Origin of the sequence: Mycobacterium sp. 852013-50091_SCH5140682 (assembly GCF_001665685.1) — a bacterium.
In the GTDB taxonomy this organism is placed as follows: Bacteria; Actinomycetota; Actinomycetes; order Mycobacteriales; family Mycobacteriaceae; genus Mycobacterium.
This window is the reverse complement of sequence record NZ_LZTB01000075.1, coordinates 101,478-128,018: the sequence shown is the minus strand read 5'-3', so window position 1 is coordinate 128,018 and position 26,541 is coordinate 101,478. Positions and strand designations below refer to the sequence as shown.

The window sequence follows — 26,541 nt, the reverse complement described above, 5'->3', positions numbered from 1 at the left end:
CTGGACGGGGCCACCCGCGAGCAGACCGATGCGGATCTGGCCCGCATCGCCGTCGGTAACTCCCCGGACATCCTGCGGCGCTGCGCCGAGCGCATCACGTTTCTGCTCAATCAGGATGGGCCCGAACCGGCCGAATCGGTCCAGGAACGTCGCCGCGGCATCACCATCTCCGCGCAGGGGCGTGACGGGTTGAGCAAGATTCACGGGAATCTCGACGCTGAAACCGCCGCCACTTGGAAAGCGATCTTGGCAAAGCTGGGCGCCCCGGGCATGTGCAACCGGGCCGATGAGCATCCCTGTGTGGAGGGCACCCCCAGCGCCGAAGCCATCGCCGCCGACACCCGCACCGCCGCGCAACGCACCCACGACGCCGTCCTGGCGGTGGGCCGCGCGATGCTGGCCTCGGGAAAACTCGGCCAGCACAACGGACTGCCGGTATCGGTGATCATCTCCACCACCGTGCGCGAGCTGGAATCGGCGGCCGGGATCGCCACCACCGCCAGCGGTACCCGGTTGTCCATCCCGCAGGTGATCCGGATGGCCGCCCGCGCGCGGCATTACCTGGCGGTGTTCGCCAACCATAAAGAGGTGCCGCTGTATCTGGGGCGCAGCAAGCGCATCGCCTCGATAGGGCAACGCATCGCGCTGCACGCCCGCGATGGGGGCTGCACCAAACCGGGCTGCCCGCACCCGCCGGACCGTTGCCAAGGCCATCACGCCGCACTGGACTTCGCCAAAGGCGGGCAGACCGACGTCACCGACCTGACCCTGGCCTGCGGCCCCGACAACCGCCTGGTCAGCGACCACGGTTGGACCACCCGCATCCGCGACGACGGCCGCGTCGAATGGGTCCCCCCACCCCTACTCGACACCGGCCAAGACCGCCTCAACCACTACTGGCACCCCGACGACCTCTTCCACCCCAACACCGGAGACGCCGACCCGACCCCGGAAGACCATCGCGAGCCGGAGAGGCTGTTCTGGCCTGACGAGTCAGTGAGTGACGCAGACTCGACAAGCAATGCCGACGCCGCGAACGCCGACGACCACGCGTCGCACAGCGACCCGGCCACCGGCGAGCCCATCGGTTCAGAAACCGCCGCCGACCCGGCCTCGGAAAGCCACCACGGGCGTGAGGACCAGTTCTGGCCCGACGAGTCAGTACGTGATGCGGAAGACCACGACCCTGAGGACCAGTTCTGCCCCGACAGCGAACCAGTGAGTCATGCCAGCGAGACCGCCGACCCGACCCCGGAAGACCACCGCGACTCTGAGGACCTGAGCTGCTCGGACAGCGAGCCAGAGATCGATGTGCACGCAACACCGGAAACCGACCGGGAGCTTGAAGCCCCCGCCGACCGGCAGGACGACGCAAACCCCGCACACAGCCCCAACAACCGCGACGGACCCGACGACCCCTAGAGGCCGGGGCGGGCCGAACGCCAGGGCGGCGAAAGCATCATCGTCGCCCGAGAACGCCACCTCGGCCTGCTCGCGACCCGCGACAAACATCAACAACTCACCGGGAGCACCGGTGACGATGACCCCTGGGCCGCCTTGGCTACAAGCGGGTCGACGGCAACGCTGCGATGCTGCGGTGCACCCTGCGCCCGAAAAGCCGTGAGGGCGAAGCCGGTAGTCCGACTTCGCCCTCACGGCGGTCACGATGCGAGTATCAGGGCACGAGCACCAGTTCGCGCTCTGCCGTTGGCGAAACATCGTTGTTCACAGGCTCGGTCACGTCGACCACGGATTCGGCCACCGAGTCGATTACCTCGACGGGCTTGTCGGCGGGCTCGGAATCCTTGCCGCGGCCGCCCCACGGGAGCGCCAGCCGGACGATCTTGCGCACCACGCTGGCGAACTGCTTGTGCAGCGGGCCGGTGTTGTAGGGCAGACCGTAACGTTCGCAGATCTCACGGACCTCGACGGCGATCTCCGCGTGCCGGTGGGCCGGGATGTCCGGGAACAGGTGATGCTCGATCTGGAAGGACAGGTTGCCGCTCAGGATGTGGAACCACCGGCCACCGGTCAGGTTCGCCGAGCCGAGCAACTGCCGGAAGTACCACATGCCGCGGGACTCGTTTTCGGTCTCTTCGATGGAGAACTCCTGAGTGCCCTCGGGGAAGTGCCCGCAGAAGATGATCATGTACGACCACACGTTGCGCATCAGGTTGGCGGTCATGTTGCCGGCAAAGACGAACGGCGCGAACGGCCCGGCCAGCAGCGGGAAGGCCACGTAGTCCTTGAGCGTCTGGCGCTTGGTCTTCGCCCAGATACCGCGCAGCACATCCTTCTTGTCGGCGATGCTGATCTCGCCGGACCGGATGCGTTCGGTCTCCAGTTCGTGCAGTGCCACGCCGTACTGGAAGAACACCATCAGCAGGAAGGCGTAGACCGGGTTGCCGAGGTAGTACGGCGACCACTTCTGGTCCTCGCTCATCCGCAGGATGCCGTAGCCGATGTCGCGGTCCATGTCGACGATGTTGGTGTAGGTGTGGTGCATGTAGTTGTGCGAGTGCCGCCACTGATCGGCCGGGCACGCGGTATCCCACTCGAATGCCTTGCTGGAGATGGCCGGATCGCCCATCCAGTCGTACTGGCCGTGCATGACGTTGTGGCCGATCTCCATGTTGTCGAGGATCTTGGCGATCCCGAGCATGGTGGTGCCGGCCAGCCAGAACGGCGGGAAGATCGAGGCGAACAGCAACGCCCGGCCACCGACCTCAAGCTTGCGCTGGGTCTTGATGATGTTGCGGATGTAGGTGGCGTCGCGCTCGCCGAGGTCGGCGATGACGCGCTCGCGGATGGCGTCGAGTTCAGCACCGAACGCGTCGGCTTGCTCGGGGGTCAGGGTGTAGATCTTCTTCTCGGACATGTGAGGGTCCTTTCGGGTTGGAGAGATCTGGGGTCAGAGGTCGATGTCGACGTCGCCGACAGGTGCGGTGACGCAGATCTGGATGTCTTCGCAATCAGCGCTGGACACCGCGCCGGTAATCAGGTTGCGCACGGCACCACGGGTTTTGAACCGCGTGCAGCTGTGGCAGATGCCCATGCGGCAGCCACTTTCCGGTGTCAGGCCTGCGGCCTCGGCCTGCGCGAGCAACGGTTGACCGTCATCGGTCACGGTGATGTTGCTGTTGGTGAAGGTGACAGCACCTCCGGTCGCTTCAGCGGTGACCGTGAACGTCGGCGGCACGAAGCTTTCTGATTGCGCGTCGGGGCACAGTTCGCGCACGGCGTCGACGAGTGCTGCGGGCCCGCAGACGTAGACCGCGTCCGGAGCGGCCCCAGGGAACGCCGCGGCCAGGTGTCCGGCGTCGAAGTGCCCGGTCACCTCGCCCTGGCCGCCGCGCGTGTAGCCGTGCAGCACCCGCACACCGCGCATCGCTGCGAGCTCCGACCGGTAGCAGGCCTCATTGACGGTGCGTGCGTAATGGACGAAGGCGACCTCGCCGGTGAAGCCCTCGGCCCGCAGCGTCCTCAGCATCGACAACACCGGGGTGATGCCGCTGCCGCCGGACACGAACAGGATGCGACGCGGCCGCACGGCCGGCATCACGAAGTCACCGCCGACGGAGTCCAGCCCCAGCACCATGCCCGCGTAGGCGTGGTCGCACAGGTAGTTCGACACCAGGCCGCCGTCGTGGCGGCCGATCGTCAGCTCGATGGTGCCCGCGCCTTCGGCGCTTGCGGGCGAATAGCACCGTGTGCGGCGCCGCCCATTGATCTCGACGGACAGGTTGATGTGCTGGCCGGCCCGGAATCCGGTGAACGCGTCGTTCGGTTCCAGGGTCAGCGTGACGCTGCGCGGCGTCTGGCGCCGCACCGCGATCACCTTGGCGCGAGCGTCGCCGCGCGTCCAGGTCGGCTCCACCAGCTCGGTGTATCTGTCGACCCCATGGGGTCCGGTCAGCAGGTTCACCAGCGACGAGCTGGATACCCGCCGGCGAACTCCCGCTGTCAAAGTTTGAGTGAACATGTGTGCACAGTACCGCCGGTAACAAGGGGGCTGTCAACGGTGAAATTGCTGGTTGTGGTACGCTTCACATCAGTGAACACCCGTACGCCCAATTCACGAACACCGAGATCACGACCGCGCAGCTCAGAGTCATCGCGCTCGCGGGACCCGCTGTCTCGTGAAGAACGCAAAGAAGCGACCCGCCGCGCGATCATCGCCGCCGCGCTCACACTGCTGGAGGAACAGAGCTTCAGCTCGCTGAGCCTGCGGGAGGTGACCCGTCAGGCCGGCATCGTGCCTGCCGCGTTCTACCGCCATTTCGATTCGATGGACGCCCTCGGTCTGGTGCTCATCGACGAGTCCTTCCGGTCCTTGCGCGACATGCTGCGCGGCGCCCGCGCAGGCAAGCTCGACCCGCGTCGCGTCATCGAATCCTCGGCCGACATCCTCATCAGCAGCGTCAACGAGCGCCGCGAACACTGGCGGTTCATCTCCCGCGAACGCAACAGTGGGGTCTCGGTGCTGCGCTATGCCATCCGCACCGAGATCCGGCTGATCACCTCGGAACTGGCGATCGACCTGGCCCGCTTCCCCGGTCTGACCGAGTGGAGCAGCGAGGATCTCAACATCCTCGCCAACCTGTTCGTCAATGCGATGATCTCGATCGCCGAGGCCCTAGAAGACGCAGCGGACGCCCAAAGTGTGGATGCGATTCATCGCACCGCGATCAAGCAACTGCGCATGATCGCCGTCGGCGTGCAGGGCTGGCACAGCGAAAATTAGCGGCCGGGCGGATGCCGCGGCGTCACAGCGACGATAGCCCGGCAGCACCGATCAGCCACGCCAGACCCGCGACCAGCACCGACACACACCCGATCGTCACTGCGACACCGCCTGCGATGCGAACTCTTCGAGGTGAGCTGACGCACAACAGAATCACGGCCAGACAACCGACGGTCCCGAAGACTGACACCAGTAGTGACGTGCCCATCATCTTTTGGGCGACGACGCCGATGAGCACACCAGGTGCGATCACCCACGGGTAGATCCGCTGCGGTATGCCGAGCGGCAGCGTCACGGCATCGGACGCATCGGGCAGTTCGAGATCGGGCCGGTAATGCGCCAGCCAACGTCCGATCGGCCCAGTCGTCCACTGTTTGTCGAACTCGTAGGGATAAATCGGACCTGCCGGGCCCATGATGGCCCAGGCTTTGGTGGTAGACCACCGCGGCATCATCGCGATCTGCGTGATGCCCGTGATCTCATGCCAGGCGATCTCGGTCGCTGCGCCGTCACGCACCAATGTCATGCCCTCCGGACGCAACGTCAACTGGAGGCCTGCCCGACTACGCCGGACTCGGGTGCCGTCGACCCCGGCGAGTTCGACCGGCCGGGTGAATTCGCCTTCGCCCATCGCCGTCACCGGGGCGTCCCGCCGCCGTCGACGATGATCACCTGGCCGGTCATGTAACTGCCGGCGTCCGAACACAGCAACAAGGCTGCGCCGACCATCTCGTCGGGCGTGGCCAGCCGGTTCATCAGCGTCCCCCCGACCATGTGGTCGATGGCCTCCTGCGGATTGTTGCGGATCATGTCAGTGTCGACCGGCCCCGGCGCGATCGCGTTGACCCGGATGTTGAACGGCGTGAACTCCGCGGCCATCGACCGGGTCACCGACATCAGCGCCGCCTTACCGGATGCGTAGATGGACAGTGCGGGTGCGAAGTTGAACGCGCCGACCGAGACCATGTTGAGCACTGCGGCGTGCGGACTCTCCTTGAGATACGGCAGTGCGTGCTGCACCAGGAACACCGGACCACGCAAGTTGACCTCGTAGGACTTGGCCCACGCCTCGGGCGTCATCGACCCGAGCGGTTGCGCCAATGCGTTGGCAGCATTGTTGACCACCACGTCGACCCCGCCGAACTCGGCCACGGTGCGGTCCACCAGCGCGCCGAGGTCGTCGATGTTGCCGCTGTGGGTGGGCACACCGATGGCCTCACCGCCCAACTCGCGCAGGTGCGCGGCGGCGGCCTCGCATGCGTCGGCCTTCCGGCTGGCCACCGCGACTTTCGCGCCCGCGAGCACGAACCCCTCGGCCAAGGCCAATCCGATGCCGCGGGTTCCGCCGGTCACGATGACGCTGCGGTCGGTCATGTCGAACAGCTGGTCAAATTTCTGACGGTCCACCCCGTCAGTAGAACACGTGCCAGTTCGACGCTGGACGTATCTGCTGTCGCTGGTCGGGAGGTCGCAGTGCCGGTAAGCACCGTCGCACCGCCTACCACGGGAAACTGCTTACCGGCCTTGATAATTGGCAGCGAACAAGCAGTTCACCCCCGATGTGGCGTTCGGTACGGTGGGGGTTGTAACGAACGGTGCTGTGCCGTCGATTCATGTATCGGCGGTCGAGCCGCGGGGACTGTGCCAGTCTCGCCATTGGTCGCTCGATCCGTTCGGCATGTGCGGCGGGGATCTGGCCGGCACTACACCAGCAGCGTTGCTGATGGGGACACTGAACGTCGATCTGTGGGGGAACGATCATGGACGCCGGCGCACGCGCGTGGCATCTGCGCGGGGCATGGGTGCTGCGGCTCCTGGTGGCGGTACTCGTACTGGGTGCCGGCGTCGCCTTCCCGGTACCCGCGCACGCGATCGACAGCTGGCAGCACCGGCAACCGCCGCTGTCCACCCCGTGGACGCAGCTGGTCGATCTCGCACACGCGTTGCCGGAATACCCGCGCCCCCAGATGGCCCGCACGCACTGGCGGAACCTCAACGGCGGTTGGGACTACACCGGTTGGTCGGCGCCAAATCCTCCGGGGCCCAACGACTATCACGAGCGCATCCTGGTGCCCTATCCGACAGAGTCCGCGCTGTCCGGCATCCAGCGTCACGACGATCAGATGTGGTACCACAAGACGCTGAAGGTTCCGCGTACCTGGTGGGGCCAACGGGTGTTGTTGCACTTCGGTGCCGTCGACCAGGTTGCCACCGTCTGGGTCAACAACCGTCAGGTCGGCTACCACGAGGGCGGCTACACCAGTTTCACCGTGGATATCACCGACGCCCTGCAATGGCCTGGCCCGCAGAGCCTGGCCGTGCGGGTCGAGGACCACAACGAGAACAGCCCGTACGCCGTCGGCAAGCAACGCAACCAGCCGCACGGGCTCACCTACACCGGCGCATCGGGTATCTGGCAGACCGTGTGGATGGAGCCGGTGCGGGCGACGCACGTCAGCAAGCTGGACATCACGCCGGACCTCAGCAGTTTCGCCGTCACACCCGCGATCACCGGTCCCGATCCCGGGCACGTCGTCGTGTCTGTCGCCGCGCGTGACGGCCGCGAGGTGGCCCGCGCATCCGGCAAGCCCGGCGACACAATTCGGGTCCCGGTGCCAGCCCCACACCTTTGGACGCCCGACGATCCCTACCTGTACGGCATCAAGGTCTGGCTGATCAACCGGTCCGGGAAGATGGTCGACGAGGTTTCCAGCTACGGCGGGCTGCGCACCATCGGCCTCGTCAGGGACGCGCAGGGCCGTCCGCGCATCGCGCTGAACAACCAGATCGCCTTCCTGCAAGGCGTTCTGGATCAGGGTTACTGGCCCGACGGTATCTACACCGCACCCACCGACGACGCACTGAAATCGGACCTCGAGCAGGTAAAGAAGCTGGGGCTCAACACCGTTCGCAAACACGCCAAGGTGGAGCCGGCCCGCTGGTACTACTGGGCCGACAAACTGGGCTTGATGGTGCTGCAGGACATGCCATCTCTTGGCGTGCCGATCGGCGGCCCATGGGGCCCTGACCCCGACCCGCCTCCCGACGCGAAAGGGCAGTTCGAGAAGGAGCTGTCGCAGATCGTCGATCAGCTGCACAACGTCACCTCGATCGTCGGATGGGTGCCGTTCAACGAGGGCTGGGGCGAATACGACACCGCGCGAATCGCCAATCAGGTCAAGGCCCAAGACCCGACGAGGCTGGTGGACGCCGAGAGCGGGGTCAACTGCTGCAAGTCGCGCCCCGACAGCGGCGCCGGTGACATCTACGACGACCACACTTACGTCGGCCCGGGCGGCACCGCCGTACATGACGGGCGGGCGGCCATGATCGGCGAGTACGGCGGCATCGGGCTGGTGCTGCCGGACAATCGGTGGCCGGGTCCGCCGGAGGCCTACGAGATGACCGGCGACCAAGCACAATTGACCAAGCGGTATCTCGACATCGGCCGCGATCTGGAACGGCAGGTCCGTGTCGGTGGCCTATCTGGCGCGATCTACACGCAGACAACCGATGTCGAGAATGAGGTGAACGGCTACCTCAGCTACGACCGCAGGCTGGTCAAGGTCGACGTTGCCGCCGTCGCCGCTCAGAATCGTGCGGTGATCGCTGCGGGTGGCACCGAGCCGGCGCCCGGCCGCAGCTGAGCCGTCACAAGGTGCGGCGGCTGACGAACTCGCGCGTCCGGCCGGTCACCGGATCCTCGAATTCCAGACGCTGCGCCAGCAGCTGCAGAGGCGCGCTGAAGTCGTCAGGCGCCACGTCGATCACGTTGGGGTACAACGGATCACCGAGGATCGGCACACCCAGGGACGTCATGTGCACGCGCAGCTGGTGGGTGCGCCCGGTATGTGGGGTCAGTCGGTAGAGGCCGTCACCGAGTGCCTCGACGAGCGTCTCGGCGTTGGGCTCGCCGGGTTCCTCGAAAGCCTGTAAACGCCCGCGCTCCTTGATGATCCGACTGCGCAGCACAGTGGGCAGCGCGGTGTTGGGTGTCCCGGGCGCCCGCGCCACGTAGGTCTTGCGCACCGCGCCGCGGGCGAACAGCGTCTGGTATCGGCCACGCAACTCACGACGTGTGGTGAGCAGCAGCACCCCGGCGGTGAGGCGGTCCAGCCGGTGCGCGGGGCTCAGCTCCAGCAGGTTCAACTCCCGGCGCAGCCGCACGAGCGCGGTCTGCGCGACGTGTCCACCACGAGGCATGGTGGCCAGGAAGTGCGGCTTGTCGACGACGACGATGTCGTCGTCGCGGTACAGGATGGGGATGTCGAACGGCACGGTTATCTCGTCAGGCAGGTCGCGGTAGAAGAACACATGCGCGCCTGCCCGCAGCGTCGTCGCCGCATCGACGATCGAACCGTCCGCGCACACCACTTCTCCGGCAAGCACTTTCGCGCCGATCCCGAACCGCGTCTGCAACTCGTCGAACACGTTGCCGCCCCACAACCGCAACCGCGCCGGGCCCAGCCCGTCGCGCACCGGCAGCGGGGCGGGCCTTCTCAATTGAGCGGCACGGGCTCGAGAATCTCGGCGCGCGCCTCGGGTGCGGCCTGGCGCAGCGCATCGGCGGACTCGTCGTCGGGCTGCGTCTGCGACAACACCTCGGCCTCAACCCGCGCGAGATACGTGGCGACCTCGCGGTCGATATCCTCGGTGCTCCAACCCAATATCGGCGCAACGACTTCGGCGACCTCGCGAGCACAGTCGACACCGCGGTGCGGGTATTCGATCGAGACCCGCATGCGCCGGGCCAGGATGTCCTCCAGGTGCAGAGCGCCCTCGGCGGCCGCCGCGTACCAGGCTTCCACCTTCAGATACACCGGCGCCGCGGAGATCGGCTCGAGGAGGTGGGGCCGTCCCTCTGCCATCTTGAGCACCTCACCGATCAGCGAGCCGTACCGGTCGAGCAGATGCCGCACCCGGTACGGATGCAGACCGTAATGCGCGCCGACATGCTCGGTCTGGTTGATGAGCGCGAAATAACCGTCGGCGCCCATCAGCGGCACCTTCTCGGTGATCGACGTCGCCACCCGGGTCGGGACGAACTCGGCCGCCGCATCGATGGCGTCCTCCCCCATCACCCGATAGGTGGTGTACTTGCCGCCGGCGATCGCCACCAGCCCGGGGGCCGGCACCGCGACGGCATGCTCACGTGACAGCTTGGAAGTCTCCTCGCTCTCACCGGCCAGCAGCGGACGCAGCCCGGCGTACACGCCGTCGATGTCGTCGTGGGTCAGCGGGGTGGCCAGCACCGTGTTGACGTGGCCGAGGAGGTAGTCGATATCGGCCTTGGTGGCCGCCGGATGGGCCAGGTCGAGGTTCCAATCGGTGTCGGTGGTCCCGATGATCCAGTGCGTGCCCCACGGGATGACGAACAGCACCGACTTCTCGGTGCGCAGGATGATCGCGACCTCGCTGACGATGCGGTCCCGCGGCACCACGATGTGCACGCCCTTGGACGCGCGCACCCGAAACCGGCCGCGCTGCTTGGAGAGGGCCTGGATCTCATCGGTCCATACGCCGGTTGCGTTGACCACGACGTGGCCACGGACCTCGGTGACGGCTCCGTTCTCCGAATCACGCACCACCACACCGGTGACCCGGTCGCCCTCGCGGAGCAGGGCGACCACCTGGGTCGAGGTCCGAACCACCGCGCCGTAATGCGCCGCGGTCCGGGCCACCGTCATGGTGTGCCTGGCGTCGTCGACGACGGTGTCGTAGTACCGGATCCCGCCGATCAGTGAGCTGCGTTTGAGGCCGGGCGCCAGCCGCAGCGCCCCCGCTTTGAACAGATGCTTTTGTGCCGGAACGGATTTCGCGCCACCGAGCTGGTCGTACAGGAATATCCCGGCTGCCACGTACGGACGCTCCCACCACCGGTTGGTGAGCGGGAACAGAAACGGCAGCGGTTTGACCAGGTGCGGCGCCAGGGTCGTCAGGCTCAACTCGCGCTCGTGGAGGGCTTCGCGCACCAGGCCGAACTCCAGTTGCTCCAGGTAGCGCAGGCCGCCGTGGAACATCTTCGAGCTGCGACTGGACGTGCCCGATGCGAAATCCCGGGCTTCGACCAAAGCAACCTTGAGCCCTCGGGTGGCCGCATCCAAGGCCGCACCGGCGCCGACAACGCCGCCGCCGATGACGACGACATCGAACTGCTCGTCGCTCAGTTGCTGCCAAGCTTGCGCACGTTGTTCAGGTCCGAGGAGGGTTTGCCCGTCGCCCGGTGCAGAGATCGGGTCAGTCACGGTCCCCAGGCTACGTGGGCTCGAAACGATGTGCGCGGTTCCGCGGCGGCGGGGTGACGCGCGTCGCCTCCGGACTAATCCAGATCGTCGTGCTTCATCAGCTGACGGGCCGCCTCGGTGATCGAGCCGGACAGCGACGGATACACCGAGAAAGTCTGGGCCAGTTCGGCGACCGGGATGCCGTTCTGCACGGCCAGCGCTATCGGCAGGATCAGTTCCGACGCGATCGGGGCGACCACCACGCCGCCGATCACCACACCGGTGGCAGGGCGGCAGAAGATCTTGACGAAGCCGTGCTGCAGGCTCGACATCTTGGCCCGAGCATTCGTGTTCAACGGCAGGGTCAGAGTGCGGGCAGGCACTGAACCGTCGTCGATCTTGGCCTGGGGCACTCCCACCGCCGCGATCTCCGGCCGGGTGAACACCGCGGCCGCCACCGTGCGCAGCCGGATCGGGGCAACCGCCTCGCCGAGCGCGTGGTACATCGCGATGCGGCCCTGCATGGCCGCCACCGAAGCCAGTGGCAGCAGGCCGGTGCAGTCCCCCGCCGCGTAGATACCGGGCACCGTGGTGCGCGACACCCGGTCGACGGTGAGGTAGTTGCCCGGCCCGAGTTCGACGCCGACCCGTTCCAGACCCAGGCCGCCGGTGTTGGGCACCGAGCCGACGGTCATCAGCGCGTGGCTGCCCTCGACAGCACGTCCGTCGGCCATCGCCACCCGTACGCCCGTGTCGGTGCGGGTGACCGAATCGGCGCGCGCGTTCTTGATCAACGTGACGCCGCGCTCGGAGAACACGTCTTCCAGCACGGCCGCGGCATCGGAGTCCTCGTGCGGCAGGATCTGATCGCGGCTGGCCACCACGGTCACCGTGACACCGAGCTCGGTGTAGGCGTTCACGAACTCGGCGCCGGTCACACCGGAACCGACCACGATGAGGTGCTCGGGCAGGGTGTCCAGGTCGTAGAGCTGGCGCCAGTTCAGGATGCGCTCACCGTCCGGTGCCGCATTGGGCAGCACACGCGGGCTCGCACCCGTGGCGATCAGCACGACGTCAGCGGTCAACTGGCTCACGCGTCCGTCGGAGCCGGTGACCTTGACGCGGTGCTGCGCCATGCCGGGGCGGTCGTCGATCAACTCGCCGCGACCCTCGATCAGGTCGATGCCCTCGCTGCGCAGCCGCTCGGCGATGTCGGCGGACTGGGCCGTCGCCAGCCTCTTGACCCGCTCGTTGATCTGGGTCAACGAGATCTTGGCGTCGTCCAGATCCAGCGAATAGCCCAGGTTGGGCGCCCGACGCAGCTCGGTGCGCACACCCGTTGACGCGATGAACGTCTTCGACGGCACACAGTCCCACAGCACGCAGGCGCCACCGATGCCGTCGCAGTCGACGACGGTGACATGAGCGACCTTGGGGCCGCGGGCAGCGGCGACCAGCGCCGCCTCATAGCCGGCGGGGCCACCGCCGATGATCACGATGCGCGTTGCCACCGCACTAACCTAACGAACTTCGCCCATTAAGCTGTCTTACCGTGCCGCTTTACGCCGCCTACGGGTCGAACATGCATCCAGAGCAGATGCTCGAGCGGGCTCCGCACTCCCCGATGGCGGGAACAGGCTGGTTGCACGGCTGGCGGCTGACCTTCGGCGGGGAAGACATCGGCTGGGAGGGGGCGCTGGCGACCGTCGTCGAAGATCCGCTCTCGAAGGTGTTCGTGGTGCTCTACGACATGACCCCGGCCGACGAGCACTCGCTGGACCGCTGGGAGGGCTCCGAGCTCGGCTTCCACAAGAAGATCCGGTGCCGGGTCGACCGACTGTCTTCGGACACCACCACCGACCCGGTACTCGCCTGGCTGTACGTGGTCGACGCCTGGGAGGGCGGACTGCCGTCCGCCCGCTACCTCGGGGTGATGGCCGATGCCGCCGAGATCGCCGGGGCTCCGCCGGAGTATGTGCACGACCTGCGAACCCGGCCTGCCCGCAACATCGGCCCGTAGGTCTGGCGCCTTGCGGCTTGGGCCTAGCACCTTGCACCGCGAGCGTGCGCGTCTGCCGGGCAACTCGCCGTATGTCGTCGGCACTCTGCGCACCCTCACGCTGCGCAAGCGCGACGCAGTCGCCCATTGATCCGCGCAACCATCTCCCCCGGCCGCTCATTGCCAGCGCCCGCGGCCGCCGCAATGCCCGCGCCACCTCGACGGCGGTCCACGCCGGGGCGGTGGCGTATCTGCCGTCGACCAACGTCAGTGGCGCGTCGTCGCGACGGTGCACGACCAATCCGTCCGTCGACCGCATTTGACCGCCCGGCGGGTTGAGGACATGCAGGTCCGGTGGGTCTTCTGTGTCGAATCCGTGCATCGCTGCCGCAGTGCCGAGACAGACGGCGACTTTTCGGCCACACGACAGGTCCAGCCCGCGGAGCCGCAGATCGTCAGTCGGCTCGCCCAGGCAGTAGACGCCCTGCCATATCCGTTCCAGCACACCGGTATCCACCGCTTTGTCGAACGCATGACGGGTGATCATGCCGAGGATCTGGGCACTGGTGGCGACACCGCGTTGAGTCGTGAACAGCTCTGCGAGTTGTGAGTCCATGTCGACGAGCGTCGACACCGAAACCGCTTTTCGGAAGGTGGTGGTGCCCAAATTGTGGATAAGCGACGGGTTGTGGATAACTTCGCCACGTTCGGGCGCCCGCGAAAGTGCGTGAAATACCTACGCCGGACGGCGTGTTGGGCAACAGACACGCACGTTCGCGGTGCGGGGTGCGGCGCGAGGTCGACGCGGCACCGTGAGGTCAACGCGTCAGCAGCGCTGTCCGCTCCGCCTGCAGCTGGGCCAACTCGTCCGCGCGCTCTTGCTGACGCGCATCGAGCCGAGCCAGCACGGCCTCGACCCCTTCGATCGCCTGGCCGACTTTCTGCTGGGCTTCGATGATCTGATCACGCACCATGAGATCGGTGAAGAAGTTGTCGAACCAGACGTCGAGAGTCCTTGTGAATGAACTTATTTCGAGGCTCTGGACGCCCTGCATGTGAACGTCGGCCAGTTCGGTGGTGAACGTCCGCAGCTCCTGGTCGGCTGACCGCAGGCAATACACCACATCGTCGAGCCTGTTGTTCTTGATCATGCTCGCGATCATCCCGCCGTCGAACCACGTGTCGTAGGCGGACCAGGACCGTGCACTGTCGATCCGTTCGGCCGCCGTGCGCAGATCGGCCGTCGCTCGCTTTCCTGCGGCCCTGGCCTCACCGATCTCGGCGAGTTCGGCCGTCAAATGCCCTCGCCTCTCGGCGATTTCGGCCAACCGCCTCGCGGCCGGAGCGCCGGTCTGCCGCAACCACTGTTCCTTGGCGGTCAATGCCTTGGCGTGCCGCGCCGTCACGTCGCCCATCTCGTCGAGCCGACGCTGGAGATCGTCGACATTGCGTTGATCGGCGAGCGCGCGGGCTTCGCGGACCCGGTATTCGTATTGCGCCGCTTCTTGTTCGGCCGTTTCCCGGGCCAAGTCGTCGGCGTGGGAACCCTTGAGCCGCGACAGGATGCCCGTCAGGGAAAGGGTTTCCAATTTGCGGACGTCCTTCGCCTCCTCCGCAATGTGTTGCTTGGCCGCCTCGGCCGCAGTTGCGGAACCTTCGGCTTTGCTGCGTGCAGTCAACAACCGCTGCTGCAACGAGGTGGTTTCACGCAATGCTGCGGTCGCCGCGGCCAGTTCATCGTCGGGTGTATCGGTCACATCAGCAGCCTAAGAGCGCTCACGACACCGCGAGCGCGGCAAAAATGCTGACGCCATACGGCGTGTTGGGCGGCAGACACGCACGTTCGCGGTGCAGGGCGAGCAACCCCCAACCCGCAACCCCGCAACCCCGCAACCAGAGCTACCCGCCGGAGGCGCTGGAACCCTCGGTGTTGAGCAGCAGGACCGTGGAATCGGGGCCGAGGCCAAGATGCGTGCGGACGGGATCGGCTGCCAGGATGCGTAGCCCGGCCAGGCCGGCCGCACCGCACGGGCCGGCGTCGACACCGAGGGGCGCCAGGTCGGCGATGGCTTCGGCAGCCGCCTCGTCGTCGACCACCACCGCTCCCGCCAGTCCCTTATGCAGGTCGGGCCAGGCGAGGTAGGACGGGGTGCCGCAGTTGAGCCCGGCCATGCTGGTCTGGCCGGTCGGCACTGTGGTGAGGGTGCCCGCGGACAGGCTGGCCCGCACGCAGTCGGCGACGTCGGGCTCGACCGCGATGATGCGGCAATCGGGGTGGGACTGACCGAAAATCACCGCGGCGTGGGCCAGTGAGCCGACACCGGCCGGCACGACGATGAGGTCGAAGCCGGCGGAGAGCGCCGCGGCCTGTTCGGCGGCCTCGTCGAACAGCGTCGCGTACCCGTCGACGATCCACTGCGGGACCTCTTCATAACCGGGCCACGAAGTGTCTTGTATCAGAAGCGAATCCGGGTCGGTGTCGGCGAGCGTGGCGGCATGATCGACCGCGCGGTCGTACGGCATGTCGAGGACGCGGACGTCGGCGCCCTCGGCGCGAATCAAGTCGATGGCTCGTGCGGACACCCCCTCGGGGACGACGATGGTCGCGGGCAGTTTCATCAGTGCGGCCATGCGAGCCACCGCTCGGCCGTGGTTGCCGTCGGTGGCGGTGACGAGCCGGGGGCGAGACTGCGCCGACGAGCGCAGGGCGCGGTGCACGGCCCACGAGGCGCCCAGCATCTTGAATGCGGGCAGGCCGAGTCGTAGCGACTCGTCCTTGACGAGCACTGTGCCCAACCCCAGCGTGTCGGCGACCGTCGGCAACGCGACCAACGGCGTCACGGCGTATTCGGGCAGGGTTTCGTGAAACCGCCTGATCTCGTCGGTCTGTCGCGGCGCGGCAGCACCTCCTGGGGCCCACTCGGGGTTGAGCACGAACGGTTCGGTCGTCAGCACGGCACACCTCCTGACTCGGAACAGTAGGCACTGAGACGGCCGGACAACATCACCGATTGCTGCCGTCAACCCGGCAGCATTACTGATGTTTCCCTACACTCGGGTGATGTTGGATGTCCGTCGTCTGCGATTTCTGGTGGAACTGAGCCATCGCGGCACGATCGCGTCGGTGGCCGAGGCCCTGCACATGAGCCCTTCGGGCATCTCCCAGCAATTGGCGCTGCTCGAACGGGAGGCCGGCGCCCCGCTGCTCGAACGCGTCGGCCGCGGCGTCCGGCTCACCGAGGCCGGACAGCGCCTGGCCGATCGGGGCTCCGACATTCTCGCCGCACTCGAACTGGCCCAGGCCGAACTGCGTTCCGGAGAGGAACCACCGACCGGGACATGCCGGGTGGCCGCGTTCGGCAGCGCCGCCCGCGCGCTGGTTCCCGCGCTGCTGGACTGCCAGCACCGACACCAGGGACTGCGGGTCGAGCTCGTCGAGTCCGAGCCGGAGGTGGCCGTTCCCGCGCTGCTCAGCGGCGAATTCGACCTGGTGGTCAGCGAGGAGTACCCCGGCGCCGCGCCTGCCCTGCCCGGGTATGTGCACCGCGAGGTGCTGGCCGACGACCCGTTGGAGGCCGTGGTCGCGGCATCGGCGTTGAAGGGCCGCGACTTCATGCAGACCGGCGGGGCACTGCCCTGGGCGCTGGAACCGGTCGGCGCCGCCTCGCGCACCTGGGCGGTGCAGCACTGCCTTGGCCTCGGCTTCACCCCGACCGTGCAATACGAGTCCTATGACCTCGAACTGCTCTTGCTGATCGTCCGCCAGGGCGCGGCGGCCAGCGTGCTGCCGCGGCTGGTGCTGCCCCCGCAGCGCGAGACCGCGCCGCTGGTCCGGGTGCCGACGGGGTGGTCGCGCACGCTGGTGGCGCTGAGCCGCCACGCCCGCACCGGCGATCCGTCGGTGCGGGCCGTTCGGCGGTCGCTGCACGGGAGATTCCAAGAATCGGCAGTTTCACTGACTGATGAGCGTCAGTGACCGGCGCTGTTCGCGCGTCATTCCGCCAGGGATACTCGGAGCACGACGACCCGAAGGAGGGCAGGAGGACCATGGCGCCACGCGTAGCTTTGACCACCGACATCGGCGAGGGACTGGGCCGCTGGAGCCTGGGTGACGACGACGCCCTGCTCGAGATCGTCACCAGTGCCAACATCGCCTGCGGCTTCCACGGCGGAGACCCCGGCATCATGCGCCGCACATGCGCGATCTCGGTGAAGAACAATGTGGCGATCGGCGCCCAGGTGAGCTACCGCGACTTGCACGGCTTCGGTCGACGCTATATCGCGATCCCCGGCTCCGAATTGCGAGACGATCTGCTCTACCAGATGGGGGCGCTGGAGGTCTTCGCGCGCTTGGCCGGCGGCAAGGTCGATTTCGTACGGGCGCACGGCGCACTGTGGAACGTCGCCACGAAGGACACCGAGCACGCCCAGGCCCTCGTCGACGCAACCGACGAATTCGGCGGCGACATCCCGCTTCTCGCGGCCGTCGGCACCGAGGTGTGGCGACTCGGCAAGGAGGCCGGGCTGCGCATGATCGCCGAGGCGTTCGTCGACCGCGCCTACACCCCCGAAGGGCTGTTGCAGTCCCGCAGTGAGCCAAACGCCCTGCTGACCGACGCCGACGCGGCCGCGGCGCGGGCCGTGCAGATGGTCACCGAAGGTCACCTCACCGCCAACGACGGCAGCGAGGTCGACGTCACCGCCGAAGCACTCCTCGTGCACTGCGATACGCCCGGCGCCGTCGACATCGCACGCAAGACCCGTGCTGCGCTCGAGGCTGCGGGGGTCGAACTCTTCCCCATTCGGTGACGGTCGATCCGGTGCCCGTGAGGGCCTGCGGCGAGAACGCGTGGCTGCTCGACGTCGGCGACAACCGATCGGTGCACCGCTGGGCGGCGGCCGTCCGGCAAGCCGACCTGCCCGGCGTGCAGGAGGTGGTTCCGGGCCTGACGACCCTGTTGGTCACCGTGGATCCGGAGGTGACGAGCGCAGCGCCGCTGCGCAGTGCTCTAGAGAGGCTCGCGCCGGACACCGATGGCGTCCTTGACGAGGAGCACCACATCATCGATGTGCGTTACGACGGTGCGGATCTCGCCGATGTGGCGCGGCTGACCGGGTTGACGGTGACCGAGGTGGTGGCCGCCCACACCGGCACGCCGTGGCGGGTCGCGTTCTGCGGATTCGCTCCCGGCTTCTCGTACCTGACCGGTGGTGACCCCCGGTTGCAGGTACCGCGGCGCGACGAATCCCGCATCCGGGTGCCTGCCGGCGCGGTCGCCATCGCGGGCCAGTTCTCGTCGGTCTACCCGCGCGTCTCCCCCGGCGGTTGGCAACTGTTGGGTCACACCGATGCGGTGTTATGGGATTCCTCGGCCGATCCGCCTGCGGTGTTGCGCCCGGGTGCGGTCGTGCAATTCCGTGACGTGGGCCGATGAAGCACCTCACCGTCGAGTCGGTCGGAGTGCTTGCGCTGCTGCAGGATCGCGGCAGGCGCGGGTTGGGTCACCTCGGCGTCGGGCAGTCCGGCGCGGCCGACCGGGCGTCCTACGACCTGGCGAACCGTCTCGTCGGCAATCGATCCGGTGCGCCGTGCATCGAAGTCACGTTGGGCCGCATGGCATTCAGCGTCGACGCTCCCGCGCTGATCGCTGTGACGGGTGCGTCGGTGCCCGTGTCCTGCCGCGGCCGCTCGCCGGGCCTCAACACCGCGTTTCCGGTGGGCGCCGGAGACCGCATCACGCTCGGCGTGCCCACTGCCGGACTCCGCAGCTACGTCGCGGTGCGAGGCGGTGTGCTCGGCGAGTGCGTACTCGGGTCGATGTCATGGGACACCATGGCGCAGCTGGGCACCCCGCCGCTGCGAGCGGGGGACGTGCTGGGCGTCGGCGGGCTCAAAACAGACTGGCCTGCAACGGATTTCGCGCCGATGGCCGAACCGCGGCACAGCACCATGACCTTACCGCTGACGCTGGGCCCGCGCGATGACTGGTTCACCGACGAGGCACTGGACCGGCTGAGCCGCCACGAGTTCACCGTCACCGCCGACGCGGACCGCGTCGGCATCCGCCTGGACGGGCCGGAGCTCCCCCGCAGGCGCAGCGGGGAGCTCGCCAGCGAGGGCGTGGTGCTGGGCGCGCTGCAAGTGCCGACGAGGGGACGTCCGACGCTGTTCCTGGCCGACCGGCCGGTGACCGGCGGTTATCCCGTCATCGGCGTCGTACCCGGGGCGGCGGTAAACGCGGCCGCCCAGGCTGTGCCGGGCACCCGCATCCGCTTCGCGGTCCGCCGCCCGGAGCTGAATGGCAAGCAGTGACAAACAGCAGCCGGTGAGTTGGCTAGCGCTGCCATAGAAGGGCGCGGCGGCGTGGCATAACGTGACGCCTCACCAGGCCTCAGACGTAACAGCTGCGACGTAACAGAGAGGACGGCCGCCATGCCCGCAACTTTCGGGTTAGCCGTGGAGAATTTCACCTCAGCTCAGAAGACACCTCGGATCGACGAGTTGCTCAGCACCGCCCGTCGCGCCGAAGAGCTCGGCTTCTCCTCGTTGTGGGCGTGGGATCACCTGTTCCTCGGCAGTCGGCAGCCCTTCCCCCAGCTGGAAGTGCTCACCACGCTCGCGGTGCTGGCCAGCCACACCAGCACCATCGAACTCGGGACCGGGGTGCTGGTTCTGCCGATCCGTGACCCCGCGCTGCTGGCCAAGACCGCCGCGACCATTCAGTCGATCTCGAACGGGCGGCTGCGCCTCGGAGTGGCGGCAGGCTGGTACGAACGCGAATTCGACGCCACAGGAACACCATTCAACGGGCGCGGACGCATCTTCGAGCGTAACCTCGACATCTGCATGAACCTCTGGACTCAGGACGACGTGACCGGCACCTGGGACGATCTGTCGTTTCGGCGCGTCAAGATGCTCCCCCTACCGCAGCCGCGGCCGCAGGTTCTCATCGGCGGATACGTCGACCGGGTACTCAAACGCGTTGCGACCCTTGGCGATGGCTGGCTGACCTACTTCTACACCGCGGAAGCCTTTACCGAATCCTGGTCGAAGATACGGAGATTCGCCGAAGAGGCCGGCCGCGACCCCGATCAGCTGCACTCGCTGAACCAGCTGCCGATCTGCATCGGCTCGTCGCGGGAGCAGGCGCAGGCGCTGACCGGTCCATGGCTGGCGTCCTACTTCGACACACCGGAGTGGAGCAACGCCACCCCGGAAAGCGCCATCTGCGGAACCCCCGAGGACTGTGCCGAGCAGATCGCCGCCCACCTTGACGCCGGTGTGCAGGAGATCTGCCTGGTCCCCCACGCCTACGACCCCGAGCAGGTGGAACGCTTCGCCGCGGAGGTCCGCCCATTGCTGGGCAGCTTGGTGGGCGTGGCATGAGCGGCCGGCTGATGACCCCTGACGCCGCCGCGGCGCGTCGGGAACTCGAAGGGCACGACCGCAACAGCGATGACAAGCTCACCACGGCAGCCGAAGCCGTACGGCGGCTGGTCGGAAACGATGCCGTGATCGGGGTGGGCGGCACCAACCACGCCCGCACCCCCATGGCTCTGCTGATCGAGATCCTGCGCCAGGGCCGCACCGGGCTGACGATGACTCGGCCCCTGTCGTGTTTCGAAGCGGAACTCATGCTGGCCACCGGGACCGCCGAGCGCATCATGACCAGTTGGGTCGGCATCGGGCACGGCTGGGGTCTCGCCCCGGTGGTGCGGAAACTGGTCGAGGACGGCCTGCCGGTCTTCGAAGAGTGGAGCCACCTCGGAATCGGCTTGCGCTACAAGGCCGGAGCCATGGGCGTGCCCTACGTTCCCACGCTGAGCATGCTCGGCTCCGACATCGACGCACAGTTGGGATTGGCGAAGGTGACCTGTCCCTACACGGGTCAGCTGCTCAACGCCGTCCCCAGCCTCAACCCCGACGTGGCGCTGCTTCACGTGCAACGTGCCGATCCCCTCGGCAACGCCCAGATCGACGGCTACCAACTGATGGACGCCGATCTGGCGCTGGCCGCCTGCCGCGTCATCGTCACCGCCGAGGAGATCGTGACCACCGACCAACTCCGGCTGGACCCGGGACGGACGGTGATCCCGGGATTCGCGGTCGACGCGGTCGTGCACCAGCCGATGGGCGCCTACCCACACGAGTGCTACGGGCACTACGAAGCCGACCTCGATGAGTTCACCGCGTACATGCAGGCCGTGAAGAGCGAAGGCGTCGAGGGCGCCCGGTCGTACGTCGCAGCACTCACCGCCCACCCCGACCACGACGCCTATCTGGCTTCGATCGATCCCACCCGGCTGGCAGCCGTACGTCGCACCGCGCAGGAGATGCTCCCCCGATGACCGAGTCCATGACGCGAGAGCGTGGCGTCCAGCACCCTGGCAATTCTGCTCCTCACGTGCGCGACGCCAAGCCCGACGAGATCATGACCATCGCCGCCAGTCGGCTCCTCGAGGACGGCAAGGTGCTGTTCGCAGGGATCGGCCAGCCGCTGGTGGCCGCTGCGATCGCCAAGCGTCGGCAAGCCCCGTCGCTGACGGTGCTCCTGGAAGGCGGCATGATCGGCATCGAACTGCTGCCCGGTGAACTGCCTGCGTCGACCAATGAGGTACGCGCCGCGGTCGGTGCTCAAATGCTCACCACCGCAACCGATATCTTTCTGATGGCCCAGCGCGGGTTTTTCGACTACGGCGTCATCGGCGTCGCCCAGGTGGACCAGTACGGCAACGTCAACACCAGCGTGGTGGGTGACCCCGCGAAACCGTCGGTGCGGCTGCCCGGCCCCGGCGGCGCCAACGACATCGCCTCTATGTGTAACCAGGTGGTGGTGGTGACACAGCACGAGCCGCGACGGTTCGTCGAGCGTGTCGACTTCGTCACGAGCCCAGGGTTTTTGACCGGAGGAACGAGCCGGCGCGACAGCGGGTTGCTGTTCGGCGGACCCCGATGGGTCGTCACCGATCTGGCCTTGCTCGACTTTCACCCGGAATCCCACCGGATGCGGGTGCGCGCACTGCAGGCCGGCGTTACCCTCGACCAGGTAAGGGCCGCAACCGCATTCGAGTTGCTTGTGCACGATGAGATCGAAGTGCTACCACCGGTGGACGCCGCAGAGCTCGCCCTGCTGCGCCGTCTTGTCGGCGGCGAGGAGGAGATGGCATGACGGTGCAGGAGACCGTGCCGACGCCCGTGGGACCCACCCCGGCGACGTCCTTCGAATACCAGCGCGCCGAAACATGGTCCGACGCAGTCGAACTCCTCGAATTGTGGGACGGCGAAGCCAAGATACTCGCCGGCGGGCAAAGCCTGATCCCCATGCTGAACCTGCGCCTGGCCGCTCCGGCCGCCCTGATCGACATCAACCCCATCCCCGCCGCGGCTCCTCGTGTGGAGAGCGGGCACATCGTCGTCGACGCCAACACGCGCCACCGGACGCTGACCACGTCCGAGGTGATACGCACCCACGCACCGCTGTTGGCGCACGCCGTCCAGTTCGTCGGGAACGTGCGGGTGCGTAACCGCGGCACGTTCGGAGGGACCCTCGCCCACGCCGACCCGACCGGCGAGATCGCTGCCGTCACCATGGCGATGGGCGGCGAGATCATCGTGCAGGGCCCGGCCGGAACTCGCACCGTCCCCGCCGAGGACTTCTTCATCACGTACCTCACGACGGCCATGGAACCCAACGAAGTCGTCATCGGTGGCCGCATTCCGGTCGGGGGCGGTGGTCGTTGGGCCTTCCACGAAGTCGTCCGTCGCTACTCGGATTTCGCGACAGTCAGCGTCACCGTCATGGCGCGGGCAGCCGACGATGTCCGCGTCGTGCTCGGCGGTGTTGCCGTCCGCCCGGTGCTCGTCGATCAGGATCTGCTGGCGCCCGCGCTGTCCGACCCGGGTAACCCGGACCGGATCCGCGAGAGCGCGCAGGCGATCGCCGCGTCGCTCGACCCGGACACCGATCTGCACGGGACCGCCGATTACCGACGGCGACTCGTCGGCGTGCACACCCGTCGCCTACTGCAGCAGGTTCTCACCGAGGAGGGCACAGCATGATTCGGACTCAGGTGGTGCTTCGCGTCAACGACCGTGACCACGAAGTGTGGGTGCGCAACGATCGCACCCTGCTCGATGTCCTGCACGACGACCTCGGGATGCCCGACGTCCGCTACGGCTGCGCCGAAGGTGTCTGCGGCACCTGCACTGTTCTGCTGGACGGCGACCCCGTGAGCGCCTGCTGCATCTACGCCGTTCAGGCCGAGGGTCATGAGATCGTCACGCTGCGCGGTTGGTCGGATCCCCAGGAGGACGCGCATCCGCTGCAGAAGTGCTTCCTGGAGCGCGGCGCATCCCAGTGCGGCTTCTGCACACCCGGGATGTTGCTGACCGCGGCCACGCTGGCCGAACGCAACCCGGCCGCCACGCGCGAGGAGATCCGCCATGAACTGGTCGGAAACCTGTGTCGTTGCACGGGATACCAAGCCATCGTCGACGCGGTCGAGGACTACCTGCACGCGCCGGCCACTCCGCACGCCGAGATGGGAGGTGCCCGATGACGACCGTCGAACCGGGAACCACTCCGGACACCACGGAACCACCCAGCGCCCCTGCGGAATTCGATCCGGACGCGGATTCGGGACCTGAGGAGCGCGAACGCAATTTCCGCGTGGTTGGGCAGTCACCCGCCCACCACGACTTCGTCAACAAGGTCCGCGGCACCCTGCTGTACGCCGCAGACTGGAACCTGCCCGGGATGATCCACGGGAAAGTCGTCCGCTCGGACATGGCCCCGGCGAAGATCGTCCGGATCGACACCTCGGCCGCCGAGCGGCTCGAAGGTGTGGTGGCCGTGCTCACCGCAGCCGACGTGCCGCACAACGCGATCATCGAGCACGCCAGCGGCGGTCTGGGTGAACTGACCGTCGAGCAGCCCGTGCTCGCGCGCGACCGGGTGCGCTATGTCGGTGAACCCGTCGCGGTGGTGGCCGCCGTCGACCCCGAGACGGCCGCGGAGGCAGCCGATCTCGTCGAGGTCGAATACGAACCATTGCCGGGCGTGTACCGCCCGGAGGACGCGCTGGCCGACGGCGCACCGCTCGTGCACGACGAGGGCAACGTCCTGGTCAACTGGCATCTGGAGCGCGGAGACATCGACGCCGCGTTCGAGCAGGCCGATGTCGTCATCGACCACACCTACCGCAGCCAGCATGCCGAGCACGCCTACCTCGAGACCGAGGCCGGAGTCGGGTGGATCGAGAACGACGTTGTCACACTGCGTATCTCGACCCAGGTGATCGAACACGCCGTCGAGATCGCCACGATCCTCGGGTTGCCGCAGAGCCAGGTCCGCGTGATCGCGTCCTACATGGGCGGCGGCTTCGGCGGCAAGGAAGACATGACCGTCGAGCCCTACATCGCGCTGCTGGTCTGGCGGACCAGACGCCCCGTGCGGATGATCTGGTCGCGGCAGGAATCGATCCTGGCGAGCACCAAACGCCACCCGTTCACCATGCACTACCGCACCGCGGCCACCAAGGACGGCAAGATCCTCGCCGTCGACGCCGACATCGTCGGCGATGCGGGCGCCTACCCGTGCCTGAGCGCCCGAGTCCTGTTCGCGGGAGCGGCATTGTCGCCGGGTCCGTACAAGGTTCCCGTCGTCCGGATCCGCTCTCGAGCCGTGTTCACCAACAACGTTCCCACGAGCGCGTTCCGCGGATTCGGCGCCATGCAGGTGACTCTCGGGTACGAGTCCCAGATGGACGCACTCGCAGCCGAACTGGGCCTCAGCCGCGAAGAGATCCGGGACCGCAACTACATCGAGAAGGGCGATCTGCTGGCCGGCGGCGAGCCGCTCACGACGGCTGTCGCGGTTCGGGAAACCCGCCGCGCCGCGCTCGACATGCTGGGCGCGCCAAGCCAGCCCAGTGGTCCTGACAAGGTCGTCGGCCAGGGCTTCGCATGTGGCATGCAGCCGTACGGCCGCTCCATCTGGTTCCGCGACCATGCCGCCGCGTGGGTCACGCTGCAGGCGGACGGCACGTTGCTCATCCGCAGCGGCGTCACCGATCTGGGGGCCGGGCAGGCAGCGAGCCTGTGCCAGATCGCCTCGGAGATCCTGGGTGTGGCACTCTCGGACATCAGCGTTTACATCGGCGATACGGCCCTCACCCCACCGGCCGGCGGCACCTACGCCACCCGTCAGCTCTACATGTCCGGCAATGCGATCCTGCGCGCGGCACGCAAGCTGCGCGACCAGCTGACGCCCGTCGCCGCGAAAGAACTCGGGGTCCCCGAAGACGCTCTGGTGTGGGTCGACGGGATGGTTCGCACCGAATCAGGTGGCACCGGACTGAGTTTGCCCGAGCTGGTCCGCGCGGCCAACGAAGCCCGCGTGGACACCTCGGTGCTCAACAGCTGGCGCGCCCGCTCAGGCGGATTCGACCCGCAGAAGGGCCAGGGCCACACCTATCCCGACTACACGTTCGGCACCCACGCCGCCGAAGTCGAGGTCGATCTCGAAACCGGCGAGGTGCGGCTGCTCAAGTACGCCGCGTGCCATGACGTCGGCCGGGCGATCAACCCGACCCGGGTGCGCGGGCAGATCATCGGCGGCGCCGCCCAGGGCATCGGGTATGCGCTGACCGAAGACTGCGTCACCGACGCGGGCCATCCGCTGTCATCGCTGTTCGCCGACTATCTCATCCCCACGGCGATGGACCTGCCCGACATCCAGGTCGCCGTCGTCGAAAGTGGCGAGGGCCGTGGCCCGCTCAACGCACGCGGCATCGGTGAACCACCCATCGGGCCGCCCGCGGCAACACTGGCGAGCGCCGTCGAAGCCGCCATCGGTGTCCGGCCCACCCAGTTACCCATCACCGCCGAACGCGTACTGGCACTGCTCGATCAACGCGAGTCCGAGAAGGGAATGAGTGCATGAAGCTTCAGCATCAGACCGACGTCGAGGCCCGCCCCGACGATGTGTGGGCGTTCCTGCAGGACACCGCAGGTGTGGTCGAATGCATGCCCGGTGCTGAACTCGTCGACGACCTCGGTGACGACCGCTACGAGGGCGTGCTTCGCGTCGCGATCGGACCGCTGAAGATGAACTACGCGGGACGGGCTTCGGTCGTCGAGCGTGACGCGGCAGCGCGGCGAATCGTCTTGGACGCCACCGGACGTGACAAGCGCGGATCCGGTTCGGTCGTGGCGCATGTCGCGTTGCGGGTCGAGCCCATCGAGTCGGGCAGCCGTATCGATGTGGTGTCCGACATCGATCTCACGGGCCGCATCGCATCGTTGGGCCGCGGGATCCGCGACGTGAGCAACCAGATGTTCGTGTCGTTCGCCGGCGAACTCGGCAACCGCATCGAATATCCCGGTCGGCCTGCCGCCGCGTCCGCCGCGACGCCGGCCGCGCCGGTGACATTGCTTGAACCCGCCACGAAGAGCGCCGCCGGCGGCGAAATCAAAGTGCTGCCGCTGATCTGGGCCGTCACCCGCGAGCGTCTGGCCAACTTCCTGGAGCGCCTCAGCACCAAGATCCGGCCGAACTGAGCGTGGAGGTCGG

The 26,541-nt window shown here is 67.4% G+C and carries 24 protein-coding genes and 1 pseudogene; 15 read left to right on the top strand and 10 right to left on the bottom strand.

The features are described 5' to 3' along the window. Positions 1–1,422, top strand: a 1,422-nt coding sequence (locus tag A5784_RS21445; protein WP_082944991.1) for an HNH endonuclease signature motif containing protein, incomplete at its 5' end; no start/stop codon positions are given. 253 nt (positions 1,423–1,675) lie between these two features. Here A5784_RS21445 and A5784_RS21440 read toward each other — a convergent pair. Beyond that, positions 1,676–2,878, bottom strand: coding sequence for a fatty acid desaturase family protein (locus A5784_RS21440; protein ID WP_064946892.1), 1,203 nt, complete (start codon positions 2,876–2,878; stop codon positions 1,676–1,678). 33 nt (positions 2,879–2,911) lie between these two features. Continuing rightward, positions 2,912–3,982 (bottom strand): ferredoxin reductase, encoded by a 1,071-nt coding sequence (locus A5784_RS21435; RefSeq protein ID WP_064946891.1) that lies wholly within the window; start codon positions 3,980–3,982, stop codon positions 2,912–2,914. 72 nt (positions 3,983–4,054) lie between these two features. On the opposite strand from A5784_RS21435, the gene A5784_RS21430 reads away from it, so the two are divergent. Then, a complete protein-coding gene (locus A5784_RS21430) occupies positions 4,055–4,744 on the top strand; it encodes a TetR family transcriptional regulator (RefSeq protein ID WP_064946918.1) in 690 nt (229 codons plus the stop codon). Between the two features lie 22 nt (positions 4,745–4,766). Here the strand turns inward: A5784_RS21430 and A5784_RS21425 are convergent, their stop codons facing one another. Continuing rightward, positions 4,767–5,375: a hypothetical protein gene (locus A5784_RS21425; RefSeq protein WP_156750693.1), complete on the bottom strand. Its 609-nt coding sequence runs from the start codon at positions 5,373–5,375 to the stop codon at positions 4,767–4,769. A 5-nt stretch (positions 5,376–5,380) separates the two neighbouring features. Continuing rightward, complete coding sequence (locus A5784_RS21420; protein WP_064946889.1) at positions 5,381–6,151, bottom strand: SDR family NAD(P)-dependent oxidoreductase; 771 nt, start codon at positions 6,149–6,151, stop codon at positions 5,381–5,383. A gap of 353 nt (positions 6,152–6,504) precedes the next feature. Between A5784_RS21420 and A5784_RS21415 the strand changes: the two genes are divergently transcribed. After that, on the top strand, positions 6,505–8,391 hold the full coding sequence (locus tag A5784_RS21415; RefSeq protein ID WP_082944990.1) for a glycoside hydrolase family 2 protein: 1,887 nt from the start codon (positions 6,505–6,507) through the stop codon (positions 8,389–8,391). Between the two features lie 4 nt (positions 8,392–8,395). Here the strand turns inward: A5784_RS21415 and A5784_RS21410 are convergent, their stop codons facing one another. The 3 genes from A5784_RS21410 to A5784_RS21400 form a co-directional block, all read right to left on the bottom strand. Beyond that, positions 8,396–9,247, bottom strand: a complete 852-nt coding sequence (locus tag A5784_RS21410; RefSeq protein WP_064946888.1) for a pseudouridine synthase — start codon at positions 9,245–9,247, stop codon at positions 8,396–8,398. Continuing rightward, positions 9,244–10,989: a glycerol-3-phosphate dehydrogenase/oxidase gene (locus A5784_RS21405; RefSeq protein ID WP_064946887.1), complete on the bottom strand. Its 1,746-nt coding sequence runs from the start codon at positions 10,987–10,989 to the stop codon at positions 9,244–9,246. The genes A5784_RS21410 and A5784_RS21405 overlap by 4 nt, the downstream gene beginning before the upstream one ends. A 74-nt stretch (positions 10,990–11,063) precedes the next feature. After that, positions 11,064–12,479: an NAD(P)H-quinone dehydrogenase gene (locus A5784_RS21400; RefSeq protein ID WP_064946886.1), complete on the bottom strand. Its 1,416-nt coding sequence runs from the start codon at positions 12,477–12,479 to the stop codon at positions 11,064–11,066. A gap of 41 nt (positions 12,480–12,520) precedes the next feature. Here A5784_RS21400 and A5784_RS21395 point away from each other — a divergent pair, with 41 nt between their 5' ends. Next, positions 12,521–12,988, top strand: a complete 468-nt coding sequence (locus tag A5784_RS21395) for a gamma-glutamylcyclotransferase family protein (protein WP_029371029.1) — start codon at positions 12,521–12,523, stop codon at positions 12,986–12,988. A gap of 160 nt (positions 12,989–13,148) precedes the next feature. On the opposite strand, the pseudogene A5784_RS39260 reads toward A5784_RS21395, so the two are convergent. The 3 genes and pseudogenes from A5784_RS39260 to A5784_RS21380 all read right to left on the bottom strand — a co-directional run. Then, a pseudogene (locus A5784_RS39260) lies at positions 13,149–13,583 on the bottom strand (type IV toxin-antitoxin system AbiEi family antitoxin); the annotation flags it as partial. Positions 13,584–13,785: 202 nt separating this feature from the next. Then, positions 13,786–14,724: a hypothetical protein gene (locus A5784_RS21385; protein ID WP_064946884.1), complete on the bottom strand. Its 939-nt coding sequence runs from the start codon at positions 14,722–14,724 to the stop codon at positions 13,786–13,788. A gap of 142 nt (positions 14,725–14,866) precedes the next feature. Then, on the bottom strand, positions 14,867–15,922 hold the full coding sequence (locus A5784_RS21380; RefSeq protein WP_232006175.1) for a pyridoxal-phosphate dependent enzyme: 1,056 nt from the start codon (positions 15,920–15,922) through the stop codon (positions 14,867–14,869). Positions 15,923–16,028: 106 nt separating this feature from the next. Here A5784_RS21380 and A5784_RS21375 point away from each other — a divergent pair, with 106 nt between their 5' ends. From A5784_RS21375 to A5784_RS21325, 11 genes are all read left to right on the top strand, one after another. Next, positions 16,029–16,943 carry a LysR family transcriptional regulator gene (locus tag A5784_RS21375; RefSeq protein WP_064946915.1) on the top strand — a complete coding sequence of 305 codons (915 nt, stop codon included), beginning with the start codon at positions 16,029–16,031 and terminating at the stop codon, positions 16,941–16,943. A 71-nt stretch (positions 16,944–17,014) separates the two neighbouring features. After that, positions 17,015–17,776, top strand: coding sequence for a LamB/YcsF family protein (locus A5784_RS21370; protein ID WP_064946914.1), 762 nt, complete (start codon positions 17,015–17,017; stop codon positions 17,774–17,776). Between the two features lie 11 nt (positions 17,777–17,787). Continuing rightward, positions 17,788–18,402, top strand: coding sequence for a 5-oxoprolinase subunit B family protein (locus A5784_RS21365; RefSeq protein ID WP_064946913.1), 615 nt, complete (start codon positions 17,788–17,790; stop codon positions 18,400–18,402). Continuing rightward, positions 18,399–19,280: a 5-oxoprolinase subunit C family protein gene (locus A5784_RS21360; RefSeq protein WP_064946883.1), complete on the top strand. Its 882-nt coding sequence runs from the start codon at positions 18,399–18,401 to the stop codon at positions 19,278–19,280. Before A5784_RS21365 ends, A5784_RS21360 begins: the two co-directional genes overlap by 4 nt. Positions 19,281–19,400: 120 nt before the next feature. Beyond that, the gene (locus A5784_RS21355) at positions 19,401–20,354 is read left to right on the top strand and encodes an LLM class flavin-dependent oxidoreductase (RefSeq protein WP_064946882.1); all 954 of its coding nucleotides are present in this window, start codon (positions 19,401–19,403) and stop codon (positions 20,352–20,354) included. Further along, the gene (locus A5784_RS21350) at positions 20,351–21,316 is read left to right on the top strand and encodes a CoA transferase subunit A (protein ID WP_082944988.1); all 966 of its coding nucleotides are present in this window, start codon (positions 20,351–20,353) and stop codon (positions 21,314–21,316) included. The genes A5784_RS21355 and A5784_RS21350 overlap by 4 nt, the downstream gene beginning before the upstream one ends. After that, on the top strand, positions 21,313–22,137 hold the full coding sequence (locus A5784_RS21345; protein WP_197514825.1) for a CoA-transferase subunit beta: 825 nt from the start codon (positions 21,313–21,315) through the stop codon (positions 22,135–22,137). The genes A5784_RS21350 and A5784_RS21345 overlap by 4 nt, the downstream gene beginning before the upstream one ends. Then, positions 22,134–23,027: an FAD binding domain-containing protein gene (locus A5784_RS21340; RefSeq protein ID WP_064946881.1), complete on the top strand. Its 894-nt coding sequence runs from the start codon at positions 22,134–22,136 to the stop codon at positions 23,025–23,027. The genes A5784_RS21345 and A5784_RS21340 overlap by 4 nt, the downstream gene beginning before the upstream one ends. Next, a complete protein-coding gene (locus A5784_RS21335) occupies positions 23,024–23,527 on the top strand; it encodes a (2Fe-2S)-binding protein (RefSeq protein WP_064946880.1) in 504 nt (167 codons plus the stop codon). The genes A5784_RS21340 and A5784_RS21335 overlap by 4 nt, the downstream gene beginning before the upstream one ends. After that, the gene (locus A5784_RS21330) at positions 23,524–25,911 is read left to right on the top strand and encodes a xanthine dehydrogenase family protein molybdopterin-binding subunit (protein ID WP_082944987.1); all 2,388 of its coding nucleotides are present in this window, start codon (positions 23,524–23,526) and stop codon (positions 25,909–25,911) included. The genes A5784_RS21335 and A5784_RS21330 overlap by 4 nt, the downstream gene beginning before the upstream one ends. Further along, positions 25,908–26,528 (top strand): SRPBCC family protein, encoded by a 621-nt coding sequence (locus A5784_RS21325; RefSeq protein ID WP_064946879.1) that lies wholly within the window; start codon positions 25,908–25,910, stop codon positions 26,526–26,528. The genes A5784_RS21330 and A5784_RS21325 overlap by 4 nt, the downstream gene beginning before the upstream one ends. Positions 26,529–26,541 lie beyond the last annotated feature (13 nt).